The 25,986-nt window shown below is 61.9% G+C and carries 29 protein-coding genes; 7 read left to right on the plus strand and 22 right to left on the minus strand.

The annotated features are described in order from the left end of the window. Positions 1 to 194: 194 nt before the first annotated feature. Positions 195 to 923, plus strand: coding sequence for an HIRAN domain-containing protein (locus AC559A_RS04790; protein ID WP_498816539.1), 729 nt, complete (start codon positions 195 to 197; stop codon positions 921 to 923). A 191-nt stretch (positions 924 to 1,114) separates the two neighbouring features. Next, positions 1,115 to 1,438: a nucleotidyltransferase domain-containing protein gene (locus AC559A_RS04795; protein ID WP_498816541.1), complete on the plus strand. Its 324-nt coding sequence runs from the start codon at positions 1,115 to 1,117 to the stop codon at positions 1,436 to 1,438. Positions 1,439 to 1,546: 108 nt separating this feature from the next. Here AC559A_RS04795 and AC559A_RS04800 read toward each other — a convergent pair whose 3' ends face one another. The 8 genes from AC559A_RS04800 to AC559A_RS04835 form a co-directional block, all read right to left on the minus strand. Then, positions 1,547 to 2,404 (minus strand): NAD(P)H-hydrate dehydratase, encoded by an 858-nt coding sequence (locus AC559A_RS04800; protein WP_498816542.1) that lies wholly within the window; start codon positions 2,402 to 2,404, stop codon positions 1,547 to 1,549. After that, a complete protein-coding gene (locus tag AC559A_RS04805) occupies positions 2,392 to 2,940 on the minus strand; it encodes a putative Se/S carrier protein (RefSeq protein WP_028573465.1) in 549 nt (182 codons plus the stop codon). The genes AC559A_RS04800 and AC559A_RS04805 overlap by 13 nt, the downstream gene beginning before the upstream one ends. Further along, on the minus strand, positions 2,937 to 3,155 hold the full coding sequence (locus AC559A_RS04810) for a sulfurtransferase TusA family protein (protein WP_028573466.1): 219 nt from the start codon (positions 3,153 to 3,155) through the stop codon (positions 2,937 to 2,939). The genes AC559A_RS04805 and AC559A_RS04810 overlap by 4 nt, the downstream gene beginning before the upstream one ends. 16 nt (positions 3,156 to 3,171) lie before the next feature. Continuing rightward, positions 3,172 to 4,266, minus strand: a complete 1,095-nt coding sequence (yedE, locus tag AC559A_RS04815; RefSeq protein WP_498816544.1) for a YedE family putative selenium transporter — start codon at positions 4,264 to 4,266, stop codon at positions 3,172 to 3,174. 213 nt (positions 4,267 to 4,479) lie between these two features. Beyond that, the gene (locus AC559A_RS04820; protein ID WP_028573468.1) at positions 4,480 to 4,716 is read right to left on the minus strand and encodes a hypothetical protein; all 237 of its coding nucleotides are present in this window, start codon (positions 4,714 to 4,716) and stop codon (positions 4,480 to 4,482) included. Positions 4,717 to 4,925: 209 nt separating this feature from the next. Beyond that, complete coding sequence (gene rfbC / locus AC559A_RS04825; protein ID WP_028573469.1) at positions 4,926 to 5,471, minus strand: dTDP-4-dehydrorhamnose 3,5-epimerase; 546 nt, start codon at positions 5,469 to 5,471, stop codon at positions 4,926 to 4,928. Then, complete coding sequence (gene rfbA / locus AC559A_RS04830) at positions 5,468 to 6,388, minus strand: glucose-1-phosphate thymidylyltransferase RfbA (protein WP_498816546.1); 921 nt, start codon at positions 6,386 to 6,388, stop codon at positions 5,468 to 5,470. Before rfbA ends, rfbC begins: the two co-directional genes overlap by 4 nt. Before the next feature lie 127 nt (positions 6,389 to 6,515). Further along, positions 6,516 to 7,289: a hypothetical protein gene (locus tag AC559A_RS04835; RefSeq protein ID WP_028573471.1), complete on the minus strand. Its 774-nt coding sequence runs from the start codon at positions 7,287 to 7,289 to the stop codon at positions 6,516 to 6,518. A 514-nt stretch (positions 7,290 to 7,803) separates the two neighbouring features. On the opposite strand from AC559A_RS04835, the gene AC559A_RS04840 reads away from it, so the two are divergent. Together AC559A_RS04840 and AC559A_RS04845 are read left to right on the plus strand one after the other, a co-directional pair. Next, a complete protein-coding gene (locus AC559A_RS04840; RefSeq protein ID WP_051434814.1) occupies positions 7,804 to 8,367 on the plus strand; it encodes a class I SAM-dependent methyltransferase in 564 nt (187 codons plus the stop codon). 24 nt (positions 8,368 to 8,391) lie between these two features. Beyond that, complete coding sequence (locus tag AC559A_RS04845) at positions 8,392 to 9,546, plus strand: hypothetical protein (protein ID WP_498816547.1); 1,155 nt, start codon at positions 8,392 to 8,394, stop codon at positions 9,544 to 9,546. Positions 9,547 to 9,560: 14 nt separating this feature from the next. Here AC559A_RS04845 and AC559A_RS04850 read toward each other — a convergent pair whose 3' ends face one another. The 13 genes from AC559A_RS04850 to AC559A_RS04910 all read right to left on the minus strand — a co-directional run bounded on the left by AC559A_RS04850 (position 9,561) and on the right by AC559A_RS04910 (position 22,888). Continuing rightward, positions 9,561 to 10,784 (minus strand): beta-ketoacyl-[acyl-carrier-protein] synthase family protein, encoded by a 1,224-nt coding sequence (locus tag AC559A_RS04850; protein ID WP_498816549.1) that lies wholly within the window; start codon positions 10,782 to 10,784, stop codon positions 9,561 to 9,563. After that, positions 10,781 to 11,035: a phosphopantetheine-binding protein gene (locus tag AC559A_RS04855; RefSeq protein WP_028573474.1), complete on the minus strand. Its 255-nt coding sequence runs from the start codon at positions 11,033 to 11,035 to the stop codon at positions 10,781 to 10,783. Before AC559A_RS04855 ends, AC559A_RS04850 begins: the two co-directional genes overlap by 4 nt. A 39-nt stretch (positions 11,036 to 11,074) precedes the next feature. After that, on the minus strand, positions 11,075 to 11,992 hold the full coding sequence (locus tag AC559A_RS04860) for a lysophospholipid acyltransferase family protein (protein ID WP_498816551.1): 918 nt from the start codon (positions 11,990 to 11,992) through the stop codon (positions 11,075 to 11,077). A 183-nt stretch (positions 11,993 to 12,175) separates the two neighbouring features. Beyond that, positions 12,176 to 13,390 (minus strand): DUF2062 domain-containing protein, encoded by a 1,215-nt coding sequence (locus AC559A_RS04865; RefSeq protein ID WP_498816553.1) that lies wholly within the window; start codon positions 13,388 to 13,390, stop codon positions 12,176 to 12,178. Beyond that, entirely contained in the window at positions 13,380 to 14,831 is a 1,452-nt protein-coding gene (locus AC559A_RS04870) for a B12-binding domain-containing radical SAM protein (RefSeq protein WP_498816555.1), read from the minus strand. Before AC559A_RS04870 ends, AC559A_RS04865 begins: the two co-directional genes overlap by 11 nt. Positions 14,832 to 14,850: 19 nt before the next feature. Then, complete coding sequence (locus AC559A_RS04875; protein ID WP_498816754.1) at positions 14,851 to 16,383, minus strand: lipid biosynthesis B12-binding/radical SAM protein; 1,533 nt, start codon at positions 16,381 to 16,383, stop codon at positions 14,851 to 14,853. Positions 16,384 to 16,404: 21 nt separating this feature from the next. After that, on the minus strand, positions 16,405 to 17,688 hold the full coding sequence (locus tag AC559A_RS04880; RefSeq protein ID WP_498816557.1) for a B12-binding domain-containing radical SAM protein: 1,284 nt from the start codon (positions 17,686 to 17,688) through the stop codon (positions 16,405 to 16,407). Next, positions 17,673 to 18,149, minus strand: a complete 477-nt coding sequence (locus tag AC559A_RS04885) for an acyl-CoA thioesterase (protein WP_498816558.1) — start codon at positions 18,147 to 18,149, stop codon at positions 17,673 to 17,675. Before AC559A_RS04885 ends, AC559A_RS04880 begins: the two co-directional genes overlap by 16 nt. After that, positions 18,146 to 18,568, minus strand: coding sequence for an ApeI family dehydratase (locus tag AC559A_RS04890; protein WP_498816560.1), 423 nt, complete (start codon positions 18,566 to 18,568; stop codon positions 18,146 to 18,148). The genes AC559A_RS04885 and AC559A_RS04890 overlap by 4 nt, the downstream gene beginning before the upstream one ends. Then, positions 18,565 to 19,239, minus strand: coding sequence for a DUF3261 domain-containing protein (locus tag AC559A_RS04895; RefSeq protein ID WP_498816562.1), 675 nt, complete (start codon positions 19,237 to 19,239; stop codon positions 18,565 to 18,567). Before AC559A_RS04895 ends, AC559A_RS04890 begins: the two co-directional genes overlap by 4 nt. A gap of 4 nt (positions 19,240 to 19,243) precedes the next feature. After that, positions 19,244 to 21,751 carry an MMPL family transporter gene (locus AC559A_RS04900; protein ID WP_498816563.1) on the minus strand — a complete coding sequence of 836 codons (2,508 nt, stop codon included), beginning with the start codon at positions 21,749 to 21,751 and terminating at the stop codon, positions 19,244 to 19,246. A 4-nt stretch (positions 21,752 to 21,755) separates the two neighbouring features. Beyond that, a complete protein-coding gene (locus AC559A_RS04905) occupies positions 21,756 to 22,421 on the minus strand; it encodes an outer membrane lipoprotein carrier protein LolA (protein ID WP_028573482.1) in 666 nt (221 codons plus the stop codon). After that, entirely contained in the window at positions 22,418 to 22,888 is a 471-nt protein-coding gene (locus tag AC559A_RS04910) for a hotdog family protein (protein WP_498816565.1), read from the minus strand. Before AC559A_RS04910 ends, AC559A_RS04905 begins: the two co-directional genes overlap by 4 nt. A gap of 102 nt (positions 22,889 to 22,990) precedes the next feature. Here AC559A_RS04910 and AC559A_RS04915 point away from each other — a divergent pair, with 102 nt between their 5' ends. Continuing rightward, positions 22,991 to 23,233 (plus strand): DUF6364 family protein, encoded by a 243-nt coding sequence (locus AC559A_RS04915; RefSeq protein ID WP_028573483.1) that lies wholly within the window; start codon positions 22,991 to 22,993, stop codon positions 23,231 to 23,233. Then, a complete protein-coding gene (locus AC559A_RS04920; protein ID WP_498816568.1) occupies positions 23,230 to 23,646 on the plus strand; it encodes a PIN domain-containing protein in 417 nt (138 codons plus the stop codon). Before AC559A_RS04915 ends, AC559A_RS04920 begins: the two co-directional genes overlap by 4 nt. Here AC559A_RS04920 and AC559A_RS04925 read toward each other — a convergent pair. Then, on the minus strand, positions 23,641 to 24,684 hold the full coding sequence (locus AC559A_RS04925; protein ID WP_498816570.1) for a radical SAM protein: 1,044 nt from the start codon (positions 24,682 to 24,684) through the stop codon (positions 23,641 to 23,643). The genes AC559A_RS04920 and AC559A_RS04925 overlap by 6 nt on opposite strands. 38 nt (positions 24,685 to 24,722) lie before the next feature. Here AC559A_RS04925 and AC559A_RS04930 point away from each other — a divergent pair, with 38 nt between their 5' ends. Beyond that, on the plus strand, positions 24,723 to 25,967 hold the full coding sequence (locus tag AC559A_RS04930) for an AMP-binding enzyme (protein ID WP_498816572.1): 1,245 nt from the start codon (positions 24,723 to 24,725) through the stop codon (positions 25,965 to 25,967). Positions 25,968 to 25,986: the final 19 nt, after the last annotated feature.

The following is a 25,986-nucleotide window of genomic DNA, read 5'->3' on the forward strand; positions in this document are numbered from 1 at the left end:
AGCCTTTCAAGTCGTTACATGGCAAAAACTCCTATTAATCCATTAATTTCAAACAAATACATGTCTTGGCAATGACAATGTTGGGACACTAGTGGGAATGTGAGGCAAGTTAGTAGGGGGTAAAGGCTGAAATTTGAGGGTCAGAGTTTAGCGAATTCCGAATATGACTCCTGTTAAACACGGGGAGGGGAACCATGGCCAAGAGTAAGTATCATTTGCAGGTTCAAGAGATCCCGGAGGGATTTCAGATCTTTGAAGATCGACTTGAGGTTGCAGGTGTTTCATTTCGGAAGAGCGATGCAGCAGCTTTTGCAGCATCAAAGAATGGTTGGTTGAAGTTGGAGCGGGAGGCCGACAACAAGCACGATAAGAACGCGATAAAAGTCATTGGTTGCAGCAAAGGCTTTTTCGGTACGAAACGTCGTTTCATCGGCTACGTTCCAAAGGACGCATCAAAGAAGGTTATGGAGCGTGGCTTTTGGGGAAAAGTAAAACCACGTTTATTGAAGACATATGTCGGAGATAGTGGCTTCGTCGAAATTCTTTTTCAGATACTAGGCCCGAAGGGTCAGAAATATCAATTTGATCCACCAAAGTCTCATGAAGGCGGACACTACACCGAATACGTTGAACGTGTGAAACAACTGAAGGCCGAGAATAGACTTGATGAGGCGATTGAGCTTCTTTTGAAGCTCGTCGACCAAACAGAGAAAGAGGCCAGAGGACACGGCAAGGCTATGGGAGTGGCACCTTGGTACTATGAGCAACTAGCAATCATCTATCGGAAGGACAAGAGATACAGCGACGAAGTCCAAATCCTTGAGAGATACGAAAACCAACCTAAGGCTCCAGGTGCTGGTCCCGAGAAATTGGCGGAGCGTCTAGTTAAAGCAAGGAAAGTCAAAGATAATCAGCGTGCCTAACAACAGCTTCAACGCGGACCGGCTTTTCCGCTGGCGCTCCAAAGCCAGCCGGTTAAGCTGAGCGTTCCCGCGACTCACAAGCCGGGTCGTGAATCAAGCCTGGGTTCCCGGCCCTACAAGCAGCATTTCGCCCGCAAAGCCACCCGTGACTTCACCCAGGCCAAGGCGGAACAAATAATGGAGATGCGCCAATGGCTCAGGCAATAGTTGCCGCAAGCATAGAAAACGTGATCCGGGAATACATGAGGATGCTGCGGGAAAACAACATTCCGGTTTTCGGCCTGTACCTCTTCGGCTCCCATGCCAAGGGCGCGGCCCACGGGCAAAGTGACATCGATCTGGCCGTGTTCTGGGACAAGGACGAGATCGACGGATATGACGAGGATGTGCGTTTGATGCAGCTCACCCGGTCCATGGACGCATGTATTGAGCCGCATTCCTTTTCCCGCAAGGACTTTGAAGATCCCGACCCGTTTGTTCAGGAAATTATTTCTACTGGTGCGCGGTTGGCATAGGAGTTGTTCGCGTTTTTCGTCAGACAGCCTCCGGTACATAAAACGCCCCCTTCCCGCAAGAATCGCGGGAAGGGGGCGTTGCTGTTTTCAGGATTGACGATCCGTAGTCTATGCCAGCGCCCGTTCCAACGCCCGCCGCACAAACGGCAACAAATCCGCCACGCCGAAGGCCGGGGTGGGGTTGGCGAGGTGGCCGAGGTGGCGGTTGGCCAGGGCCGCGACGCGGCAGGCCTGGGTTATTTCCATGCCCGAGGCCAGCAGGGCCGTGACCAGGCCGGTCAGGCTGTCTCCGGTGCCGCCGATGGGTTCCATGGCCGGGACGTCCGGGGCGGTGATTTCGGCCACTGTCGTGCCTTTGGCGACCACGTAGTCCGTCTTGCCTTTGACCAGCAGGTGCCGGGCCGCGTTTTCCTCGGCGTAGGCCCGCTCAATCAGCTTGGGGACGCGATCCTCTTCCTGGAGCAGAAAGCCCCGGGTGTAGAACGGGTGCGGGGCGACCTCGTCGGCCAGGAAGGCGATTTCCCCGGCGTCCGGGGTGAAGAGGTCGTAGTGGGCGGCGTAGCCGCTCATTTTGGCCGCGTACATGAACCCGGCGTCCGCGACCAGGAGCGGGGCCGGGTTTCGGGCTTCCAGGGTCCAGAGCACCTGATTGTGCCAGGCGATATCCGGCAGCAGGTAGTGAAAGGTCAGGCCGGCATGATCGATGTGGGCGATGTTTTCCACCAGATGGGCGTAGACCGCCCGGCTGCCCTCCCCGGTGCCGATGTCTCCGGCCACCAGGGCCTGGGGCGCGGGGACGGCCAGCACCTCGGCGGCCGCGGCGGCCACGGCCATCAGGGCCGGGGTGCCGCGGGCCACGCGGATGCGTTGTCCGTCCAGAAAAAGCGTGTCGTCCTGGAGCCGGTAGTCGCCTTGAGCCAGGGGGAAGTCCGCCCTGGGCACGCTGCCCACGATTAGCCAGGACATCGGCGGCGTAACTCCTCGAACGCCAGTTGCAGGGAATAGCCGCACAGGGTTCGGCCCAGGGAGCGCGGTTCCGGCGCGTCGTCCAGGACCTTGCCGACAAGCGTTTCGGCTAGAAAGGGCACGTCCGGACAGCCTCCGCCGGAGACGTTGACGATCCGGCGATCCCGTTTGTCCATGGTGATCTTCATGTTCGCGGCCCGGACCATCAGGTAGTCCCCGAAGTCCTTGACGTGGTACAGGGACACGGGTTCCAGGAGGTGATCCTGGGCCGCGGCCACACGCATGGGGGCGAGGCCCGCCTGCTCCAGCAGGCCCCGAATGCGCATCTCCTCCAGCAGCGGAAACTCGATCACCATGTCGCAGCCCTGGCGCAGATCCGGTGGCGGCCCTTTCACCGCCACCTCCACCCCGGCTTCCTTGAGCAGGGTCTCGGCCCGGATGACCTCGCCGGTGCTGTGGTAGAGCAGCAGGCCCTTTTCGGAGACGCCGCGCTTGGCGTCATCCTTGCGGAACAGGTTGCGGAGGAAGTCGATCATTTCGTCAGCACCAGGCGGAAATCTTGGCCCGCTTCCTCAGTGGCCGCCACGGTCCATCCCTTGCTCTGGGCGGCCCGCCCGACATTTTCCCGGCTGGCTTCGTTGTCAATGAGGATTTCCAGTTCGCCGCCGCCCGCCGCGTCCATGGCCCGGGTGGCCAGGAGCACGGGTTGGGGGCAGGATAAGCCGCGCGCGTCGATGTGTTGTCGTGCCATGATCGTGTCTCCGTGTTCAGGATTTTTTGCAGTTGACCACGCCGATGAACAGCAGCACCGCAAGGCCGATGATCACCGCGGCCATGCCGTTGGGGCCGATGCCCGCCGGCGAGCTGGCCAGGCCGAAGTTGTGCGCCAGGGCCGCTCCGGCCAGCAGGCCCAGGGCGAAGATGCCGGCGTCCGTGTTGCCTTCGCCGGACATGAAGAGTTGGCGGCCCGGGCACCCGCCGGCCAGGGCAAAGGCCAGGCCGGCCACCACCATGCCCATGAAATTCCAAAGTCCCATGGTATGGGCCACGGGTTGGCCTTCAAATCCGGGATTGAACTGGCCCAGAACCAGGTTGGTGATGAACGCCGCGACCAGCAGGGCGATGAAGCCGTACATCAGGTACATCTGCCGGAACAGGATCACGTCCCGGATCGCGCCCATGGTGCAGAACCGGCTGCGTTGGGCCAGAAAGCCGATGCCCAGGCCCGCGGCCAGGGCAAAGCCCAACGGAGCGTAGGCCGCGCCCGGTCCGCTCACGGAGTACCAGAGCACGCCGCTTTGGGCTTCGCCGGGCAGGGGAGGAAAGAGCAACCGCAAGGCCAGCAGACCGAGCATGAGCAGGGGGATCATCAGCCCCGCGCTCCAGCTTTGGACCTGGCCGCGGCCGAGGTTGAAGCCGTTTTTGAAAAACAGCGTACCGATCCAAACTCCGGCCGCCAACCCGGCCAGCCCGAACAGGGCGTTGCCGTCCCCACCGGCCAGGCGCAGGATCACCCGCCAGGGGCAACCCAGAAAGACCAGAGCCCCGATCATGGCGATCATTCCCAGCACGAACCGGGTCACCGGCGCGGAGCCGCCGATGGGTTTGAACTCCTTGAAGGCCAGGGCCGCGGCAAAGGAGCCCAGGACAAAGCCCAGAATCTCCGGTCGGAGATACTGGACCACGGCGGCGCGGTGAATGCCGATGGCCCCGGCGATGTCCCGGCCGAAACAGGCCACGCAGATGCCCATATTCGCCGGGTTGCCGGATTGTTGCAGGAAACCGGCCACCACGCCGATGATCGAGCCCACGGCAATGATGCCCAGGGTGGTGGCAAAGATGTTTTTGACGGCCCGAGACATGGATGTTGTCCTCCTTGTTGGGGGTGGGGGAAGTCGGGAGTTATGCCAATTTCAATTCGATAATGTGGTATTTGTTTGAAAAAATGCAGTTGTCGGCGTCGGGGTCGCTATCGACATCGGTATCGATATTGATTGTTCGCCGTAAATTTTGATTCGATCCCGATCCCGATCCCGATACCGACACCGAAAGAGATGCTTTGAATCGGAAATGGTTCAGGCGGTTAGAGTGTTGGGCGCTCGATTGGTTTTCGGGGCCTGAAGTGGGCATGCCAGTTCGTCCGGGGCATAGACGTGAAGTTCGCTGCAAAGCGGACAGAGAACGCGGACCCCGCCGCGCAGGTGCTTGCGCCCGTCCGGGTCGGTGACGGCCTTCAGGTCCGGATCCACGGTCCATTGCGCGGATCGGAATTCCTTGCCTTGCTTTGGACAGGTGAAGTGAAGCTCGAGCATGACGCCTCCAGGGAAGAGGGGCTGTAGTAGGCCCTTTTCATGATCTGGCGCTGCATACACGGTTTTTGGAGTTTTCGTCCAATCGGATTCACGAATGACGTTTGGAATGTTTGATTTGTTTTTTCGATGGATCGACGAAAGGGGAGTGGAAAAGGAAACGGCCGGGATGCGCTGTGCATTCCGGCCGTGGAGAGCAGGGGGGGACGGGATCAGAAGAGGTCAGCGGGAGGGACGTCTTTCAGGCGCGGGGCCTGGGCGTCCTTGGCCGAAAGGCTGGGGGCTTCCAGAGGCCAGGAGATGGCGATGTCCGGGTCGTTCCAGATGATGGAGCGTTCCAGGTCCGGGGCGTAGGTTTCGGTGCATTTATAGAGAAAGTCGGCCTGCTCCGAGAGGACGCAGAACCCGTGGGCGAAGCCCGGCGGAACGTAAAGTTGATGGTGGTTGTCGTCGTTGAGTTCGGCTCCGAACCACTGGCCGAAGGTCGGCGAGTTCCGGCGGATGTCCACGGCCACGTCGAACACCGCGCCCTTGGTGACCATGACCAGTTTTCCCTGGGGCCGCTCAATCTGGTAGTGCAGCCCGCGCAGTACGCCCCGGGCGGACCGAGAGTGGTTGTCCTGGACAAAGGGATCGGGGATTCCGGCTTCGGCGTAGCGTCGGGCCCGGAAGGTTTCCAGGAAAAAGCCGCGGGCGTCGCCGAAGACCTTGGGAGCGATCAGCAGGACGCCGTCGAGGGGCGTGACCTGGACATTCATGGCCGGCCTCCCTGGTCGGGGAAAAGCGGGTCGCGCCGGACCAGGGCTTCCAGATAGCGTCCGTACCCGCTTTTGCGCAGCGGTTTGGCCAGCTCCAGGACGTCCTCGGCCCTGATCCAGCCATTGGTGTAGGCGATCTCTTCCGGGCAGGCGATCTTCAAGCCCTGGCGCTCTTCCATGGTCTGCACGAAATTGCCGGCCTGGAGCAGAGAGGCGTGGGTGCCCGTGTCCAGCCAGGCAAAGCCGCGGCCCAGGCATTCTACGTGCAACTGCTTGCGCTGGAGGTAGACCATGTTCACGTCGGTGATTTCCAGTTCACCGCGCGGGGAAGGTTGCAGCTCGGAGGCGATCTCCGTGACCTGCCGGTCGTAGACATACAGGCCGGTGACGGCCCAGTTGGATTTGGGAACCTCGGGCTTTTCCTCAATGCTTCGCGCCGTTCCCCGGTCGTCGAAGTCCACCACGCCGTAACGTTCCGGGTCGCTGACCCAGTAGCCGAACACCGTGGCCCCGCTGTGGGTGGTCATGGCCCGGCGCAGTTTTTCGGTCAATCCGTGACCGTAAAAAATATTGTCTCCGAGGATCAGGGCGCAGCCCCGGTCGGCCAGGAAGTCCCGGCCGATCAGAAAGGCCTGGGCAATGCCGCCGGGTTTGGGTTGGGCCGCGTATTCCAACTGGACACCCCACTGGCTTCCGTCACCGAGCAGGTTCCGGAAGGCCGGGCCGTCCTCGGGGGTGGTGATGACCAGGATTTCCCGGATACCGGCCAGCATCAACACGCTGAGCGGGTAGTAGATCATCGGCTTGTCGTACACGGCCATCAGCTGCTTGCTCGTGGCCCTGGTCAGAGGATACAGCCGGGTGCCCGAGCCTCCGGCCAGAATGATTCCCTTGCGTTTGTTCTCGACGGACGTCACGATTCCTCCCAGGGGAATGGGTTGAATGGGTTGAATGGGTTGAATGGGTTGAATGGGTTGAATGGGTTGAATGGGTTGAATGGGTTGAATGGGTTGAATGGGTTGAATGGGTGATGGTGGTTGTCCGCTAAGCGCCTGTGTTTTTCAGGTCCCGCAACAATTCGCGAACGTCCGACTCGCGACGGGCGCAGGTTGTCTTGGCGAATTGCCGGATGGTTTTTTGCACGGTGTCCGGGGGCGGGTACTCCGGAAAAACGGGCAGGCACAGCGAGGCGAAATCAATGCACGTGAACAGCATGCCCCGGTCCCTGCCGATCTCACACGACGCCCCGGCGGCCTTTTCCATGGAGCAGGACCGGGCATCCAGCCTTTTCACGAACTGCAGTACCTCTCCAGCTGATTGTTCCGTGTTCAGCTTGGTGATGGTGTGGTTCAATTTTTCCGCCCACTCCACCATCTTCAGGTATCCGCTGAAGGCGATCTTGCGTTTGGGGTTCGTGGGGTCGTCCCGGTATCCGCCGTGCAGATAGACGTCCACTTCGGCATGGGTGCGGGAGTACGCGGAAAAGAGCAATTTAGAATATCTGCCGTGCAGCGTCCAGGCGGTGGGCTTGGAAAGACGGCGCGCGATTTCCTCCCGAGGAGCCGGGGAGGGGTGTTCCGGAGCGGGGTGGCCGAGGACGGCGTAAAAGGCCTGAATGGTTTCCGCGTCCAGCAAGACACCGTGGAGGACGTTTTGCTCGTCCATGACCCGTTTGCCCAGTTCCAGCACCTGCCGGGACCGGGCCGTGAACCGATCCATTTCTTCTTCAAGGGCCTTGCGCTGCCCGAAAAACGTCTGCGCGGCTTCGGAAATGACTTCGGTCGCCAGTTCGTCGGCCATTTGCTCGAGATGGCTCATCAGTTTGCTCCTGACTGTTTTCGTGTCGATCGGAATGGATTTCAGGCGCCGCATGGGCGCAAAATGGATCTCGCTCTTCACCTGCGATCTGAATCGGTATCGAAATCGAAATCGTGATCGAAATCGAACGTCATGTCCAAGAAGATCGTAATCACAGGGTGGTGCACAGTATTTTCAAATTTCGATTTCGATTTCGATTTCGATCTCGACTTGGATTATGATGCGAACAGATTTGCTCTGGACGCCGGATATGCGCGCATTGACATTTGAAAAAAACAGCATGTATGGCATACAGGCCGAACATGTGTGATGCCGTCTTCGGCGAGCGGAACCATGCTTTTTTCCGCCACGAAATCGATGGTGAAATCCGGTTTTGGGTCGGCTGAAGGCCAAGCCCTTGGAAAGAAAGCATCCTTTGCCCCGGTTGTCAAAATGCCCAAGCGATGCGTGCTTGCCATTTTGGTCCTGGGAGCCCACAATAATTCAAACAACCCAACACGGAAGCAGCAGCGTCATGAGCACAGTCAATTATGTGAAATGTTTTTTGCGGGACAAAAACGTCGCCTCCATCACCCCGACATCCCCCTTTGGGGTGAAGCGGGTGTGCAAGAAGATCGATTTTTCCCAGGCCAACGTGATCGTCGAATACGGCCCCGGGGCCGGGGTGTTCACGGAGTATCTGCTCAAAAAGATGCGACCCGGCGCCCATCTCGTCCTGATCGAGCGCAACAAGGACATGTTCAAATGTCTGACCAAGGCGTTTCGCAGCGAGCGGGTGCACATCTTCAACGACAGCGTGGAAAACGTCGGCGCCCTGGTCAACGGGCAGTTGCCGGGCAAGCCGGACTATATCATTTCCGGCATTCCCTTTTCCTATCTCGACCAGCAAACCCGGCAGGAAATCATCCATCAAACCCACCAGATACTGGCCGAGAACGGCAAGTTCCTGGCCTACCAGACGTTCTACCAGAAGGACGACCACCTGTTCGTGCATCTGGAGCATTTTTTCCGGAACGTCAAATCCGAGTTCGAGCTGCTGAACATTCCCCCGATGCGGATTTATGAAGCCGTGAAATAACCCTGTCGAGCAAGGAGGGGCGTCGTGCGCAAGGTCCTGATGGTTGCAATCGGCGCGGTGGTCCTGGCCGCGGCGCTCTTGATCCTCTTCTGGCGTCCCGGAGATGAGCAAGCGCTCGTGGATGTTCCCCCCGCGCGGACGGCTTCTCCCGAGCCGCAAGCTCCCGTGGGCTCGCGGTACGTCGCGCCTCTTGTCGCTCCCGACTCTCCACCTGGTCCCGCAATACATCCGTCCGACGAGGCAACGGATGCTCCCGGCTTGCCGAAAACCCAGCCGGACGCCCAGTCAGAAGCCCAGCCAGACTCCCTGGAAGACTCCCTGGACGCCGGCCCTGACGAGCCCGAGCCGTCCGGCGTGTCGAACATCAGCGGCACTTTTTTCGATGACTTGGCCGGGCAGATCGTGGCTGGATACCATCCGCCCCGGTCCGAGTTCAATTCCGGGTCCCGGGGGCGGTTGCAATTCCATTTTTCGTCCCTGAACCGGCGCTACGGCATGGACTTGGTCGGCCTGGAGCACCAAAGTTCGTCGCTGATCCAGGGCAGGGAGGAGATTTTCCGGAACCTGCTTCAGCCCGAGGCTTTGGAAACCATATGGGCGCTGTTCATGCCGGTCTTCGAGCAGGCCTTGGATGAAGCGCTTCAGACGGGCCGGTGGTCCTTTCCGGCGGCGGGATCGTCGCCCGATGAGCGCGGCCTGACCATCCAGGAGCAGCAGGAGTTCTACCGCTTGTTGTCCGGTTCCGCCGCGGCCCTGGCCCAGGCTGTGCAAAGCTACGCGGACCATGAAGACGCTCCGGCCCTGACGGAGCGGTGGCTCCAAACCCAGACCAAGGCCGATGCCGCCCACTCCCGGTACCAGCAGGCCGATGCCGAACTCTTGGTCGCCCAGGAGGAAACCCCCGACGATGAGGTGCGGATTCTGGCCGAACGACTGGAACGGGACGCCGCGGCCCAGGGAATCATGCAGGCCATCGCCGCCAGGGAACAGGCCCGGCAAGACCTGCTGACCATTTACGTCACCGGGGCCTCCCGCCCCGAACTGAGTGAATCCGAACTGGTCTACCTCGCCGAATGGCTCTTCCGCCGCGTTCAAGCCCACCCCGAGCGCATCCAGGCCATCCGCTTCATGGCCGATAAATTCCGCGAACTTTCCCTGCGTCTGAGTCCGGGTTCCTGATTTCCGTCTTCCTCTCACCGGGAAAGGGCCAGGACGCTGTTGGTCCCGCCGAAGGCCAGGGATTGGGTCAGGGCGTGGGGTTGGTCGCGGTTGGTCGTTATGGTGAGGGGAGACAGGGCGATGTCCTCGCCCGGTTCGGAGAATCCGGGACTCGCGGGAACCTTGCCCAGGCGCAGAAACGCCAGGCTGAGCACGGCTTCGATGGCCCCGGCGGCGCCGAGGGTATGCCCCGTGGCGCCTTTGGTGGACAGGAGCGGGACGGCGGGCAAGGCCTCGGCCAAGACTTTGCTTTCCACGGCGTCGTTGTCCTTGGTTCCCGTGCCGTGGGCATTGACGAAGGCGATGTCGTCCGCGCAAAGACCGGAGAGGCGCAGTGCCTCGGCCAGGGCGGTTTTCAGCCCCACCCCTTCGGGGTGCGGCGCGGTCAGGTGATGGGCGTCGCAGGCCGTCCCGTATCCGAGAATTCTCCCAAGTATTTCCCTCAGCACTCCCTTCCCCGCCTCTTTCCCCGACGGCTGGGCCTCCAGAATCATGATCCCCGCGCCCTCGCCCAGATTCAGCCCTCGGCGAGCCCGGTCAAAGGGGCGGCACGGCTCCGGGTCCATGATCTTCAGGGAAGCGAAGCCGTTGTAGGTTACCCGGCACAGCTCATCCGCGCCTCCGGCCACCACCACGTCACACAACCCCGCCCGGATCCACCCGGCCCCGATCCCGATGGCGTCCGTACCCGAGGAACAGGCGTTGGTCACGGTCTGACACGGCCCCCGGAATCCGAATTCCCGAGCGATGGCCGACGCGGGGTTGCCGCGCAGATAGCGCCGCACGGGCTCCATGTCCGGATGCAGGGACTGGAGATATTCGCGGTAAAATTCCTCACTGTTCAGCGTCCCGCCCACGGTGGTGCCGATGCAGACCCCGATGCGCAAATCTTGGCGACGATCCGTCGAGAGACCAGCCTGCTCAAGGGCCTCGCGGGCCGCGTGCAGGGCGAAGCGCACGGTCAGGGTCCGGCGGGTGTTCTGATCCTTCGCGAAGAACGCCTCGGGGACCTCAAAGACGGGGTAGGCCGTGGGATGGCTGCTCTGAAACCGTCGGGCCGGGGCCGGAGCGCGGCGGCCCGAAAAGATGGTTTCCAGGCTCTGCTCCAGGTTCAAACCGGCCGCGCAGATGCATCCCATTCCGGTTACGGCTACCGGCGCGGGGCTGTTCGCGGCATGGTTCGGACAAGATCCGCTCACTGGGGATTGCGCTCCTGGATGAAGTCGCACAGCGCGTTGACGGATTGAAAGGCCGTGCGCCCTTGCTCCATGTCCGCGATGACCACGCCGAAATGCTTCTGGATGATCACCACCAACTCCACCGCATCCAGGGAGTCCAGCCCCAGTCCCTCCCCGAAGAGCGGCGCGTCGTCGTCAATATCCTCGGGGGAGACATCCTCCAGATTCAGTTCCTCGACCAGGGTTTGTTTGACTTTATCCTTGAAGGTCATTGTGTCGTCCTTTGTTCGTCTTGAACGGCGTCTTATTCGTTATCGGGGTGTGTTCCACATGTCGTGAAAGTTGTAAAACTGGTAGGGATTGGCTTGAACATAGGTTTCCAGGGATTCCACGAATTCCAGGGCGAACGGTCGCAGGGCCTCCAGCCGACGATCCCGGATTCGGGGGACCCGGATCACCCGGGCCAGGTCCAGGGCATAGGCGTCGGGAGCGGTCTTGCGCGAGAAGAGCACGGCCACCGGGGCTCCGGTGGTGGCGGCGATTTTGTAGGCCCCTACCGGAAAGGCGGCTGGTTCGCCCAGAAACGGCAGCTCCAGATGGTTCTGGTCGTGGCCGAAGATCCGGTCGCCCATGACGCTGACGATTTCCCCGCGCCCCAAGGCCTGGACGATTTCCACGGCCCCGCCCAGAAATCCGTTGGGGTCGATGATCCGGTATGGTGATTCCAGACCCTTATGTTCATGATAGTGCTGGTCCACGTCGCCCTGGTCCCGCTGCATGAGCAGGTGCGTCGGAACCTGAAGTCTGTTCAGGCCGGACATGGCCGCCTGCCAGCAGCCCACGTGGGCGCCCATCAGGATCAGTCCCTTTCCGTGGTCCAGCAGCTCCCGGAGTGTCTGGAACCCGTTGAAACGGACGGCCAGGCTTTCCGGGCCGAGGATGCCCGCCCGGGCCCTGTCCACCAGGGCCTGGGCAAAGCAGAGGCTGAGCCGGAAACTGTCCGTAAAGGCCCGGAAGCCGGTGCGGGTCGGGAATCGGCGGCGGAGATAATGCCGGGTTCTGGCCCGAAGCCGAGGCCGAAAGAGCAGGTAATACGCAACCACCGGGTAGGTCCAGGCATAGGCCAGGCGACGCCCGCCCAGGCGAACGGCCAGATAGAAGAACTGGTGCTGCCATCTGGCGGCGATGCTCCGGCTGGACCAGGATGAGGAGGCGGAACTATTCAGCATAGAGTAATACCGTTGCCGGGGTCGGAGTCGGGATCGGTATCGGGATCGAAAACGCTGGGAAGCGTTCATAATTTTTCCTGTTCCGATTCCGATTCCGATTCCGATAGCGACCCCGACTCCGATTGCCGGAGCAAGGGCGGACACAAAATGTGCTGAGAAGATACGAAGAGCCAGCGGGGCGGGTCATGACGGATCGTGTTCTTTGGCGTTTCGCCGGATGGACGGCAGCAGCAGGTGGGCCGCGACAAAGGTTGCCGCGGCCACGACGGCGGCCAGGACCGGGGCCAGGACCAGGGAGCCGAGCACCCATTCCCAGAGCCGGGCCGGGGCCTGATGGCCCAGGGTCTGGACGGTGAATTCCGTCAGCCATGAGCCGTGGCGCAGATAATGGCCGACCTCGATGCACAGCGCCGGTACCAGCGGCGGCATGCACAACTGGCTGGCGGTCAGGGCCACCACCCGGTTCTGGCCCAGATACCCGGCCGTGAGCAGGATGACCATGGTATGGATGCCCACCAGGGGCAAGGTGCCCAAGAACACGCCCAGGAAAGCGGCCCTGGCCAGACCGCCCGGCGTGACCGTGTCGCGCAGCAGTATCTTCAGGGACTGGATTGGCCGGATGACGCTTATGGCCGCACTGTCGACCGCACTCCCTTGTGTCCGCTGGATGATCCGGCGATGGGGCCAGGGCAGCATGGAGCGCAGGGTCAGCCGGGTGTTCAGCCAGGATATCCGGACATTGTCCATGATCGCCCGAAAGTGGGAAACCCGCTGCGCGGCCGGGGGATAGTGGACCCTTATAGGCACGTCCAGCAGGTCCAGCCCGGCCCAGGCCGAGCGGACCAGCACCTCCACCTCGAAGGCGTAGCGGGTTTCGGTGAACTTCAGATGTTCGAACAGGGCCACGGGGTAGGCCCGGAAACCGCTTTGCGTGTCCAGGAGTTTGCGGCCGGTCTGGACGCGCAGCCAGAAATTGGAGAACCAGCGCCCGAACCTGGACGCCCGGGGTACGTTGGCCGTGGCGAAATCCCGCGCTCCCACGATCACGGCCAGGGGGTGGTTTCGCACGGCGTCGAAAAAGCGGGGCAAATCGCCGGGATCGTGCTGGCCGTCCGCGTCGATGGTCACGATGTGCGTCGCGCCGAACGCGGCCGCTGCCTCGGCCGCCGTGCGAATGGCCGCGCCCTTGCCCTGGTTCGTTTGGTGCGTCCGGACCTGCACGGGCAGGTCGGCGATCTGCTCCAGCCCTGAATCCGTGCTGCCGTCGTCCACCACCAGCACCTCCGGATGCACCGCCAAAACGCCTTCCACCACCTGCCTGAGGGTGGCGCCGTGGTTGTAAACGGGCACGACCACGAGGATGCGGGGTTCCTGATTACGCTCCGTGTCACGCACCATCGAACCGGTCCCGTCCCCGCGCAAAGCGGATGAATGATCCGAGATTGAGGAGGAACCGACGCCAACTGTCCGGGGAACGCCAGAGCATGGCCGCGTAGTCCAGGAGAACCCGCGGGCGCTGGTAATGCTGGCGGTAGAAGGAAACATGCAGATCTTCCAGACGTTGGCGGGTAAAGCCGCGGGGCACGAACAGGAAGTGCATGCAGTCCATGCGGCTCCAATCCTCGTCGAACTCTCCGTGGTCGCGGATGGTCGCGTAGGCCGGAGCGCCGGGGAAGGGGGTGAACTTGGTCAGGTTGAAGTCGTTCACGGGCAGGGAGAAGAGGAATCGGCGGGTTTTTTCCACGCTTTCCTCGGTCTCTCCGGGCAGGCCGATCATCAACAGCCCCTTGACGCGAATGCCGGCTTTCTTGATCAGCCGGACCCGCCCGGCCAGTTGTTCCAGGTCCACCTTGCGGTTCATGGCGTGCAGCAGGTCCTGGTCCCCGGTTTCGATGCCCAGGCTGACCATCCAGCACCCGGCGGCCTTGAGGCGGCCAAGCAGGGGCTCGGTGACGTGTTCGGCGCGCACCGCGCAGTTGAAGGTCATGTCCAGGGGCGCATCCGCGAGCAGGTCCGTGAGTTCTTCGATGCGCTGGAGATGAAACGTGAACTGGTCGTCGTAGAAATTGACGTGCCGGATGCCGAAGCGCTCCTTGAGGTAGCGCATGTGGTCGTACAGATAGGCGGCGGAGTTGAAGCGGTAGCTGCGCTCGAACACGGACCGGTCGCAATAGGCGCAGGCGTATGGACATCCGCGACTGGACAAGGCGCTGGCGTTGGGCGTCGTGGGGTAGTTGAACACGGGCAGCGTGTAGCGGCCGGGGTAGCCCGGCAGGCGCTCATAAGCCGGATACGGCAGGTCGTCCAGATTCGGGATTCGGGGCCGGGGGCCTGCAAAGACGATTTCCTCCGCGTCGGCGCCTCGGGAGATAATTCCAAGGACGTCAGGGCTCCGACCTTCGGTTTGGATCAGCTCCGCCAGGCTCTCTTCGCCCTCGCCGACGACGATGTGGTCGATCACCGGATGGTCGCGCAGCATTTTCTCCCGCAAGGCCGAGACATGTACTCCGCCGAAGACCACGCGCACGTCGGGGAGCACCGCCTTGGCCAGTTTCGCCAGCCGGACCCCGTCCAGGAAGGCGGAGGTGGTGCAGGAGAAACCGATGAACCCAGGCCTCTTTTCCAGCAGCAGGTCGCGCATCCGTCGTTCCGAGTCCGGCCAGGCGTAAAAATCCACGATGTCCGACTCGATGCCCAGCTTTTTCAGGTACGCGGCCATTGTGGCCAATCCCAGGGGCGGCATGATGTTGGCCACGCGGGAAATGTCCCCTCCGGCCCGGCCGACGGCGTACCCCAGGGGATGGACCAGAAGAACGCGATTGTGGTCAAGAGTGGGCATGGTTGCGTGCAGTCGGGCGTCAGGCTTCGGAAGTTGAAATACTCGCGGGGTATTGCGTGGCGAGATCGGTCGCGGGCGGGAAGGGGATGGACCGGCCGCCTTCTGGGGAGCGATGTGCCGGTGCAGAGGGAAAAGCTTCTTTTGACGAGCCGCCGTTCGCCTTCCCGTTCGTCCGGCCGTTCGCCCGGCCGTTCCCATTTTTCCCCCGACGCTGCTTCTCCGCGCTGATCAACTGGTCCCAGACCAGGCCGCGGTACCCGAAGCGGCGCATCACGTTCATGCGGTCCTGGGCGTTTCGCGGCGGGAAAAAACGGTCGCGACGACCGCGCAGGGCCCGGCTCACGGTTGCGTGCATGGTTTCGCGGTCCAGCAGCGGACTGTGGTAATAGGCGGGATGAAGTAGGGAGGTTTGCCGGTCGATCAGGCCTTCGGCCACGGCGCGGCGGTGCAGCCTGGTTCGCGGAAGGATGCGCAAACCGGAATACAGGAAGGCCACGCAGTGTTCCATCTTCTCCAGGTTGGCCAGGGTTTCCTTGATGGTCGCCTCGGTTTCCTCCGGTCCGCCGATGATCAGGTAATGGGCCAGGGGAATGTTTCGGGCCGCGCAGGCGGCATTGAACCGCAATACGTCCGAGCAGCAAAAGCCTTTGCCGAGTCCGGCCAGGGTCGATTCGGCCAGGGCGTCCGAACCGACCTCCATGCCCAGGAGGCCGGAGCGGAGCAACAGGTCCAGCTCCTCCTCCCGAATGCGTCCGGGACGAAAAAACGCGCTCCAGCGCACGGGCAGGTTACGCCTGAGCAATGCCTCGGCCACGGCCAGATAGTGGCCTTGATCGTCGTTGAACACGGAGTCGGTGAAAAAAACGTGGTCCACTCCGTGATTCCGGGCCAGTTCGGCCATGTCGTCCGCCACGTGTTCCGGGTCCCGCGGACGGATGGTGCGGCCCTCGATGGCCGGATAGCTGCAATACACGCAGTCGTGCGGACATCCTCGCTTGGTGTGCACGCCGGGCAGGCCGCTTTCCCGCTGATAATACTCCAGGATCACGGGGTCCATCCGGGGCGAATGCATCCCCGTCGCGTCCAGCGGACAGCTTTTAACGATGAGCGGCCCGGTCTCTCCCCGCTCGATGCGGGAGAGCAGGTCCAGGATGGCACGCTCACCTTCCCCGGCCACGCCGAAATCCGCGCCCAGGTACTCCAGGATGGCCTCGGGCATGATGGAAAACGCCGGACCCCCGACAATGATCGGGACGTCGTGGGCCGCGCGGAGCAGTTCCACGATCCGCCTGCTCCGATCCAGAAACCACTGCTCCGGACCGCCGCAGGAGTCCACGTCGTCGATGTTGCGCAGCGACAGGCCGACAACCCGGGGCTGAAACTCCAGCAAGGCCGTGCGCAGCGCATCGTCGGACTCGCCCATGGCCAGATAGTCGACTTGGCGGACTTCATGGCCCGCGGCGCACAGTGCCTGGGCGACCACGGCCATGCCCAGGGGATAGACCGGATAGGGCTCGCGGTCCGTGTTCGTGGCAAGCAGGAGTATTTTCATCGGCACGAGGAAGGTACAAGATCAATCATGGCGGGAATGCTCCGTGTCAGGATTTTTTTTGGGAAAGGCCCGTTTGCGTTTCAGGTCGTAGCGGCGATAGGTGCCGTCGTCCATTTCCCTGCTGATCACTTTGCGAAACAAATTGCCCATTCGCAGTTGCGGGCCGCCTTCGGCGTAAAAGGTGTCCCAGGCATAGTGAAAGAGTTCCTGCAGGGTGTCCGGAGGCATTTGCTTGGGCTGAAAAACCACTTTGTCGCAGGTGTAGTCCAGCCAGTTGTTGTTGAAGATGCGGTGCTGTTTTTCGAGCATCTCCCGGATGGGGGTGTGCGGGAACGGGGTCAGGATCGTGAACTCGGCCATGTCCAATTCCACCTCCAGAAGGAAGTCCACCATCCGCTTGATGTAGGATTCGTCGTGTTCGTCCAGACCCAGGAGGATGGTGCCTTCGATGCCGATGTCGTGGTCCTTGAGCATTCTGATCCGTTCCCGAATGGTTTTCGAATCGTCGATCACCGCCTGGTACACGTACCAGCAGCCGGCCTGGGCCGCGAGGTCCAGGATTTCCGGGTCGTACATGATCGGGTGGGAAATCCACTTGCGCTTCAAGGGAATCATGGCCGTGAACAGCTCCTTCAGCCACTCCCGGTCCTGGGCCAGGGAATTGTCCACGAAGAACAGCCGGTTGTTGGCGATGGATTCCATCTCCGCGATGACCTTGTGAATGGGACGCGGCCGGAAGGACTTGCCGCCCAGATAGGCCACGCAGCAGGGCATGCAGTTGAATTTGCAGCCCCGGGAGGCGTGGAGCAGATCCACCATCTGGACGCCGCGATAGTTGTACAGGTCGCGCTTCAGAATGCCGCGCCGCGCCGTTCCCGCCAGGGAGATGTCCGGTGGAGCGCCAAGATAGTCATAGACGGGGCGCAGGCGGTTTTCCTTCAGATCCTGGATCACCGCGGCGAAGCGGCCTTCCACTTCGCCCAGAAAGAGCGAGTCCGCGTGTCGGGCCGCTTCCTCGGCGTGAAGCATGGTCCCGATGCCGCCCATGATCACCGGCACGCCCAGTTCCCGGTAATGGTCCGCGATGGCCAGTGCCCTGGGCAGTTGGCAGGTGAGCATCACCGACAGGGCCGCCAGATCCGTGGAGGCGTCGAAGTTCAGGGGCTCCAGGTTCTCGTCCGTGAACGTGATCTCCACGTCCTCGGGGACTTCCGCCGCGAACACCACCGGCCCGTGAGGCGGCAGGTGGAATTCGGTCTGGCGTTCGAGCTTGGGCCATTTGGGGTAGATCAGGTGCATGCGCATGGTTTGTCTCGTTTCCATCGGTCGCAGAAGGCTTCGAAAAAAGGAGGCAGGGCGATGAGCACGTTCATCTTCAGGTCCAGGAGCATTTGCACGGTATAGCCGGTGGTGGCGATTGCCCCCGCGACGTTGCGGACCACGTATTCGGTGTTGATCCGCGCGGACTCGGAAAAATGCTGGATCCCCTCCACGGTGAACTCTTCGTCGAAGCGCAGGGGCTGGTGGTAGTCCACGTGCATCATTTTAATGGGCGTGACCACGCCGTGCTCGTAGAAGGCCATGTAGCCGATGCCGTATTTGTCGCCCAGGGCCATGCGCGCGTCCTCGAAAAAGCTTGGGTATCGGCCATGCCAGACAATGCCCAGCGGGTCCACCTCCTCGAAGCGCACCCGTCGCGCACAGACGGCTCGCAAGGGCTCGGGGTGGCCATCCTGTTTTGGGAAATACGGTTTGCGCATGTTCATCCGTCAGCGGGGGCGCCTGGTTCAGAGGTGGAGGCCAAGGTGAATGTAAGGGTGTACGCCGCGGCCTGTTGCTGGTCCACGGTCAGCACAACGTTGCAAGCCCCGCCGCCGGGGCCGCATCGGGCGCAACGGGAGCATCGGGCCGTAATGGTTTCTCCGGGCTTCAGTTTCCGCAAGAATTTGGCCCGGGTTACGGTTTCCAGCCGCTGGTGACCGGTTTTCTCCGCAAGGAGGGCCTGGGACAAAACAACGCCGAGCCCGATCTGGACCACGGCCGGCAGAATCGCTTCTTCCGGAAAGTGTCCGGCGAATCCGACGAACTCGGGCGGGAAGGAGAAGTCCTGGCGGATGGTTTGACCGTCCTCCCGGATGGCCGGACCCAACCGGGCGGCCAGGATGCCGTCGCTGATCGTGTTCATGGCTCAAAGACCTCATGCAGGACAATGGTCAATGCGTATCCGGCCCGGTGGTCCTGGTAGACGATTCGTCCGGGACCCGTAAAGCCGTTCATGGGTTGGTAGGCGTCGAAGTCAACGCTCCAGCGCCGCTTTGGATCGTAGACACGGCGAACCTGCCCCTTGCGCGGGTCGCAGGTCTGAACCACCGGCGACCCTTGAGACCGGTCGATCAGCAGCAGATCTTCCGGCCCGAGATGGGCCTCGGCGTCGGCCATGTCCCGGTGGGACAAAAAAATCCGGCGCGTACTCAACGCGATCTGGTCGGCCAGCCGCTCTCCGTTGGCTCCCAGGGTGGGGGCCAGAGCAAGGATATCGTGACCTTCCGAGGTGACCTTCAGATCGAACAGCTTCATTCCCAGTTCGGAAAGGCCGACAATTCGCACCTCAGCCCGATCCACGTCAAGAATCATGAACCCCTGGAGCACATGGGTTTGTCCTTGGGTCTCCAAAAATACGGTTTGACGCAGATGGTACGGAGTTTCGCCCGCGGGCCACGGTGTCAGGCAGGAGTCGGTGGGAGGGATCACGTGTGGCAGGTAGCCGTCCGGTGGAAGGTACGGGCGGGAACAACCCGTCAGGAGGATGGCGAGAAAGATGCCCTGAATGATGCCGTGAATGATGCGTTGTGACATGGGCTTACCGATGGGATTTTTTGCGCGGCTCCAGGCACGGCACCACGAACAAGGCCGCCGGGATTGCGGCGGCGATGCCGATGAGGACGGTCAGACCGATGGAGTGCAGGGCTGGATGGTCGGCCAGGATCAGGGCTCCGAAGCCGAGCAGGGTGGTCAGGCCGGAGACCAGCACGGCCTTTTCGGTGTCCAGGGCAGTGCCCAACCCTGAGGCCAAGCTGTTTCGCTCCCGGTCGAGGCGCATGGTCATGAAGATGCCGTAGTCCACGCCCAGCCCCAGTATCAGAAACGTGGCCGCGATGGAGTAGAGATTAAAGGGAATGTTCAGAAGTGTCACGACAACGATCAGGGCGGACAACCCGGCCAGGGCCGGAGTCAGGGCCTGGAGCATACGTCGCGGGTTGCGGAACAACACGGCGGTCATCAGGGTCACGAAGACTGCAGCGGCCAGGAGAAAACGGGTCATGTCCCGGTGCAGGGCCGTGGCGATGTTCTGGCCCAGGAGGGTCTGGGAAATCAGTCGGGCGTCCGGGAACGCGGCCTGGACAGCCTGGTCGGTCTTGGCTCCGGAGGGAAAGAGGGCGTGCAAACCCGGTTCGTCCGGGACCAGGGTGAGGATGGTGACGCCCGCGTTGTCCGGAACAACGAGCATGTCGATCAGCTCTCCCATTCCGAGACGACGGAGATGGTCAATGCGGACATGTTCAGGCTCGGCCTGGAGGAAGTCAGAAAACGGGATAAATGCCTGGGGCGCGAAGCCCAGACGCGCGCCTTCCCCGGCCATGATATCCCGAAGCCCGGCTCTTCGTTGCGTCCAGAAATCCGTCCATCGGCGGATGGATTCCTCTTGAACCGACGCGGGGGGCAACAGCGGGGCCAGGCTGACGATGGGCGTGTCCGGGGCTGCCTTTTTCAGGAAGGCGTTCTGGGCATGCGCCGTTAGCAATGCATTTTCCAAGGTATCGCCCTGGGCAACGAGCATGGCCAGGCTGCGCACCCCGCCCCAGGACTGCGCGACGACCCGCTCGGCCTGAGCCAGTTCTTCGGGGACCATGCTCAGGGCCTGAAGGCGTCCGTCGAAATGAATCGAGGGCCAGCAGAGCACGGCGGTCGCCAGCAGGGCGACGAACGCCGAGATCGCCGGCCTGCGGCGAGTCGGCCATGAGGCCAAATGCGCCAATGGTCGCTCTGGCGGATGAACTGGCGTGGACGGACGCCGCTTGTTTCGGCGCAGCAGCAAAACCGGCAGGACCGTCAGGGACAGAAGCATGGCCGCGCTCAGGCCGGAAACCGTGAACAGGGCCAATTGCCGCTGTCCCGGCAGGCTGGAGAACAGGAGCAGGCTGAACACCCCGGCGGAGGTCAGCCAGCAGAACAGGATCGGCTTGGCCAGCAGGGCCAGAGTCTGTGCCGGATCAGCGCCGCGTCGCAGCCCGTACCAGACATGCAGCCCGTAATCCACGGCCAGCCCCATGAGTACGGCCCCGAAGCCCAGCGTGATGCCGGAGAGAGGACTGCCGGTGGCGGCTACGGCCGCGACGCTGGCCAGTATGGCGACCAGGGGCGCGGCGTAGGCGAATGCAGCCCGCCAGGAACGCAGAAACAGAACGAACAGGGCCAGAATGCCCAGGGCCGAGACGGGAAGCACCAGGGCCAGATCCCGCTGGATGGCCTGGGCGTTGGCCGCGGTATAGGCGTGGCCGCTGATCACGAAGGCCCGTATCGGGCTCGAAAGATCATTCGAAAGGTCATCCGAAGACGCATCCGCCAGCGCCGCGGCCAGAATGTCATCCAGGGCCGCCAGCATGTCCCGGGAGCCCCGGGCGTCGGTCATGGCCACGGGAGTGTCCAGGACGAGCAGGGCTCCGGGATGATCCGGGTTCAGGAAAATGCCTTCACCGGGATTCGACATGGCGAGGCCGTCACCGATAATGTCAAGGGAAGACAGCTTACCCCAGATCAGATTCCGCAATCCCAGCGGGTCCGAGCTGATCAGTCCCTTCATCCCGATACCCTGCAATCCCAGGAGCGTCTCGCGGGCACCTTCCAGGGCGCGACGGACGGATTCCGGATGGAGCAGCGTCTCGATGCGCTCCAGGTCGGATGGCGTGGAAAGCGCCGGAAGCAGGGAAAGAAACTGATCCGCCATATCCTGAGCTTCCGGCTGGTCGGGGGTTGTGCTTGGTTCGGCGAACCAGGGCGGGCCGGCCGCTTCTCGAATATCTTGAGCCGCTTGCCTCAGAACTTCCAGATCGACAAGCCCGGACTGCCCAGGCACCGGTTCCAGGATCACGAGCACCTTGGACAGGAACGGGGCATGGCCCAGCAGACGGACATCCCCGGCCAGGCCGGAACCGTCGTCGGGGAGCATGGCCTCGATGTCCTCCGCCAGGGTTGCCTGGCGCAGAAAAAGAAGTCCCATGGCCAGGCAGCCCGCGAGAAGCAGGAGAACTGTGGCTTTATGGGACAATAAAACGGTGAAAAGGCGCACCGTGGATGGAGTTCGGGCCATGATTCTAGAACAGTCCCGGTGAAACGTCCTCATTGACGCGGACGTTGAAGAAGCGGATGCGGGTGGTGTCGCCGTCGGGTTCGAAGAGCACGATCTCCTGAAGGTGGGTTTCGTCCCGGTCAAAGGAGACCTGGACGCGCTGGAGGACCGCCGCGAGTTGACGGGTTCTGGGCAGGAGTTCCAGGGTAAGCGGGGCTGTTTCCGGGGTCGATTCTGGGGTCGTCTTTGGCACGGCAAGGGTGAAAGAGGCTTCCAGTTTTTCGGCGTCCATGGTGGACCAGGCCAGCATCTGGTCCACGATCACCGAGAGGATTGGATCCCGGGCCAGCGGGGAGGGGGCGGACATCCCGGAATGTTCATTCCAGCGCCGGACCTGTTCCCCGTCCGAGGCGAATCCAAAAGCGGAGGGCTCCTGATAGGCCCAGTGAATTTTGCCGGGTTGCTTCACGGCGAAGACGCCCATGGAAACAAAGGTTCGGTCGAACATGCTCAGGCGCTTTTCCTGCTCAAAATCCCCTTGGACCGATCGGGTGCCTTGGTGAATGACCGCCAGGCGTTCCCGTAAGGCCGGCGTCAATTCCTTGAATTCGTCAGTCACGGCGGTTGGGGGAAGTCCGAGAGACAGGAAGAGGAGGAGAAAACAGGACAAGGCCAGGCGGTGAATCGTCATGCCGGGCCTCCTTGCTCATCGCCGTCCGAAGCGATCCAGATTTTCAGTTCTCCCTGGGCCAAAAGATCGTCGTGACGGCGGACCTCCGCGTCGATGATCACGAATCCTGCGAACTCTCCGGTGGGCCGGACTCCGACGGTCAGCCGGTCGCCGACCGAGACGCTCGGCTGGTTGGCTTCCGGTGTGGGAAACGAGACTTTTTTCACCCCCACCAGATACCCCGTCCGCCCCGGACGCCCGGCCTGGAGATCACTATAGCCGCTGACCGCGGCAAAGGCCTGGGCCATAAGTTCCACCATGGCCTCGGGGAGCAACGCGTCGTCCCGGTCCAGAAAAATATTGTCCGCCCGGATAACGGTCTCCGCCGTGCCCGAACCGTCCGGCTCCACGGACAGGACCGTGTCGATCAAACGCATGGGGCGCTGGTGGGGCATCAGGTCGGCGGCGGAGTGGGGGAGTTGGATCATGGGTGCGTTCCTTTCAGATTTGCCGTGAATATATCCGGATTTGACATGCTCTCAAGCGCGACGTACTTCTTTGGGAAGAGTGTACGTCAAAGAGGAGGAAGCATGAACACGAAACTGACCTTGCGCCTGGATGACGAGCTGATCGATTCGGCCAAGCAACACGCCGCCCGGACGGGCAAATCCGTTTCACGCATTGTCGCGGATCTGTTTGAAATGATCCGAAATGAAAAGCAAGGCAGGGAGCTTCCACTGCCTCCGGTCGTGAAAAGCCTCAAAGGGGCCCTGAAAGGCAGACCGGTGGAGGAAAACGAGTACCGGAAACATCTGGAAGAAAAGTACCTGTGAACGTTCTTTTCGATACCAACGTGATCCTGGACGTCCTGCTGGACAGAGAGCCTTTTGCCGACGATGCCGCCCTGCTCCTGGCAATGGTGGAACGCTCCGAAATTACGGGCTCCATTTGCGCCACGACGGTGACCACCATCCATTACCTCGCGGCCAAGGTGCTCGGCACCCAGGCTGCCATGGGCCATGTCCGTTCCCTGCTCTCCCTGTTTGTCGTTGCTCCCGTGAATCGCGTGGTGCTGGAGAGCGCTCTGGCTTCTGGTTTCGCCGACTTCGAAGACGCGGTCGTGCATGCGTCCGCCCGTCATGTCGGCGCGGAGTACATCGTGACCAGGAACGTTCCAGACTTCAAGAATGCCGCGCTCCCCGTGCTGACACCATCGGAATTGATCATGCATATGGCTTGTTTATGAGTTGATCCCCTCCGGATTTCTCCAGCAAAGAGGGTCCGCGGCCAGGTAGTCGCCGGTGTGCTGGTAGGCCATGCCTCGGCAGCCGTAGCAGGAATGGTGGAACTCGCAGGTTTTGCAGGCCCCTTTGATGGTTTCGCGGATGTTGCGCAGGTCGCGGATGACCGGGCTTTGGTGGAGGATCTCAGCGAGCCTGGCCGTGCGGATGTTGCCCACGGCGATGTCCACGCCCGGACAGGGGACGACGTCGCCGTGCACGGTTATCGTGCAGGTGTAGAAATGGCGGTTGCAGGTCAGGCCGGCCACCGGGGGGCGTGGGTCCCAGTCCAGACCGAAGCGGGTCTTGTCCAGGTCGGCCAGGGTTTGAAACAAGGACCGGATTTCCTCGGGGCTGACGAGCAGTTCCGGGTAGTGGCGGGCTCGGCCCTGAAGGGTGATGGTCTCGAAGTACGGGACCATGCCCTGGTCGCGAATCCAGGCCCACATGGTCGGCAGTTCCGAGAGATTTTGGCGGCAGATCACGGTCTGCACGCCCAGCGGAAGCTCTGGCGCGGGGTATCCCGCGTCGCGCAGATGGTGCAGCCCCTGGCGGATTTTCGCGAAGGTCCCGGGCTTGTCCGCCAGCACGTCCTGCACCTCCTCGCGCATGCTGTTCATCTTGATCACCGGACTGACTCCCAGGGCCATGAATTCCTTGGCCAGCTCGGCGGTGATCCGCGTCCCGTTGGTGAACAGATCAATGGCCGCTCCGCGCCGGTGAATATGTCGCAGGATGGCCAGGATGTCTGGATAAACCAACGGCTCCCCGCCGCCCAGGACGATGATCCGCCTGGCCCCCAGTTCCACGGCCTGGTCCACGGCATCCAGAATCTCCGACAGGGACAACTCCGCGTCCAGGGCCGTCCCGGAATCCGCATAGCAGTAAATGCACCGCAGATTGCACGCCCTGGACAATTCCAGTTCCATGGACAATAAGCGTCCCGTTTGCTTGGCGTCTTCGATGTCTTCCGGCGAAAATTTGCAAGAAAGGTTGTTTTTCATGACAAAATTTGTTCCACGCATCCATTGCGAGGCTCAGCGTGCGGCGGATTGCGCTTGATCGTTCCGATTATTTCATTTTGACCCGGGCTGTCGCGTTTGCCAAGCTCAAGGCGGTTCGCAACATTTCCGACGTGTTCGGTGATGAACTGCTCATCAGTCCGGACAGCGATTTTCAGGTGGAGCCGCTGAAGGCAACGCCGGATGAACTGGCCCAGGCCTCCGAACAGGTGGCCGGGTATTTCGGCCTGTCGGCGGAAAAGGCCGCGGTTTTGGCCGGGTTGCCGACTCTGGGGCAATGGGCCGGATATCTTATGGAACGGGTCGGTCCGCGACCGGACCGCATCGCCTTTTCCACTTCCGGCAGCACCGGCGAACCGAAAACCGTTGTTCGCGACGTCTTTTTCCTGGAACAGGACGCCGTGCATCTGGCCGACTTGTTTCCCCACGTCAACCGTTTTTTGGCCCTGGTCCCGCCGCACCACATTTACGGGTTCATCCACGCGGTCCTGATTCCCAAGTTGCTGGACGTCCCCTGCCAGGACCGGCGCTTCATAAATCCTTCCGCCCTGATCAACGAGCTGCGTCCGGGCGACGCGGTTCTTGGCTTTCCGCATGCCTGGCGGCTCTGCGTTGAAACCGGTGAAACGTTTCCCCCTGGAGTGCTTGGGGTCACCTCCACGGGGCCCTGTCCGACGGAAACCATCCGGGATCTCAAGCGCCGGGGATTGGAAACACTGCTTGAAATATACGGCTCATCGGAAAACGGAGCCATCGGTTATCGGACCGGACTGAACGATCCCTTGACCCTGCTGCCCACCTGGAAGCGGGTCGGCGAGGATCAATTGGCGCGTGTCTTGGAGCAGGGCGGATCGTCCGAGCCGTTCACCATCCAGGATATGTTGGACTGGGTGGATCACACCCGTTTTTTCGTCAAAAAGCGCCTGGACCATGCCGTCCAGGTCGCCGGGATCAATGTCTATCCTTCCCGGGTCCGCAATGTGTTGCTGGCCCATGAAGCCGTGGTCGACTGCGCCGTGCGGCTGATGCGCCCGGAAGAGGGCCATCGCCTGAAGGCCTTCGTGGTGCTCCAACCGGACCGGGAGGCCGATCCCGGCATCCGGGACGCCCTGCGCGTCCATTTGGCCCGCCACCTGTCCCACCTCGAACAACCCGCCTCCATCACCTTCGGTCCGGAACTGCCCAAAAACGAGTTGGGCAAAGCGGCGGATTGGACTATTCATTCCGGCCCGGCCCTTTTTCTGGGGCAAGCGACGCGGGGATAGCGACAAACCTCCGTCGCCT

It is taken from the genome of Desulfonatronum zhilinae, assembly GCF_900182865.1.
GTDB classification, from domain to species: domain Bacteria; phylum Desulfobacterota; class Desulfovibrionia; order Desulfovibrionales; family Desulfonatronaceae; genus Desulfonatronum; species Desulfonatronum lacustre.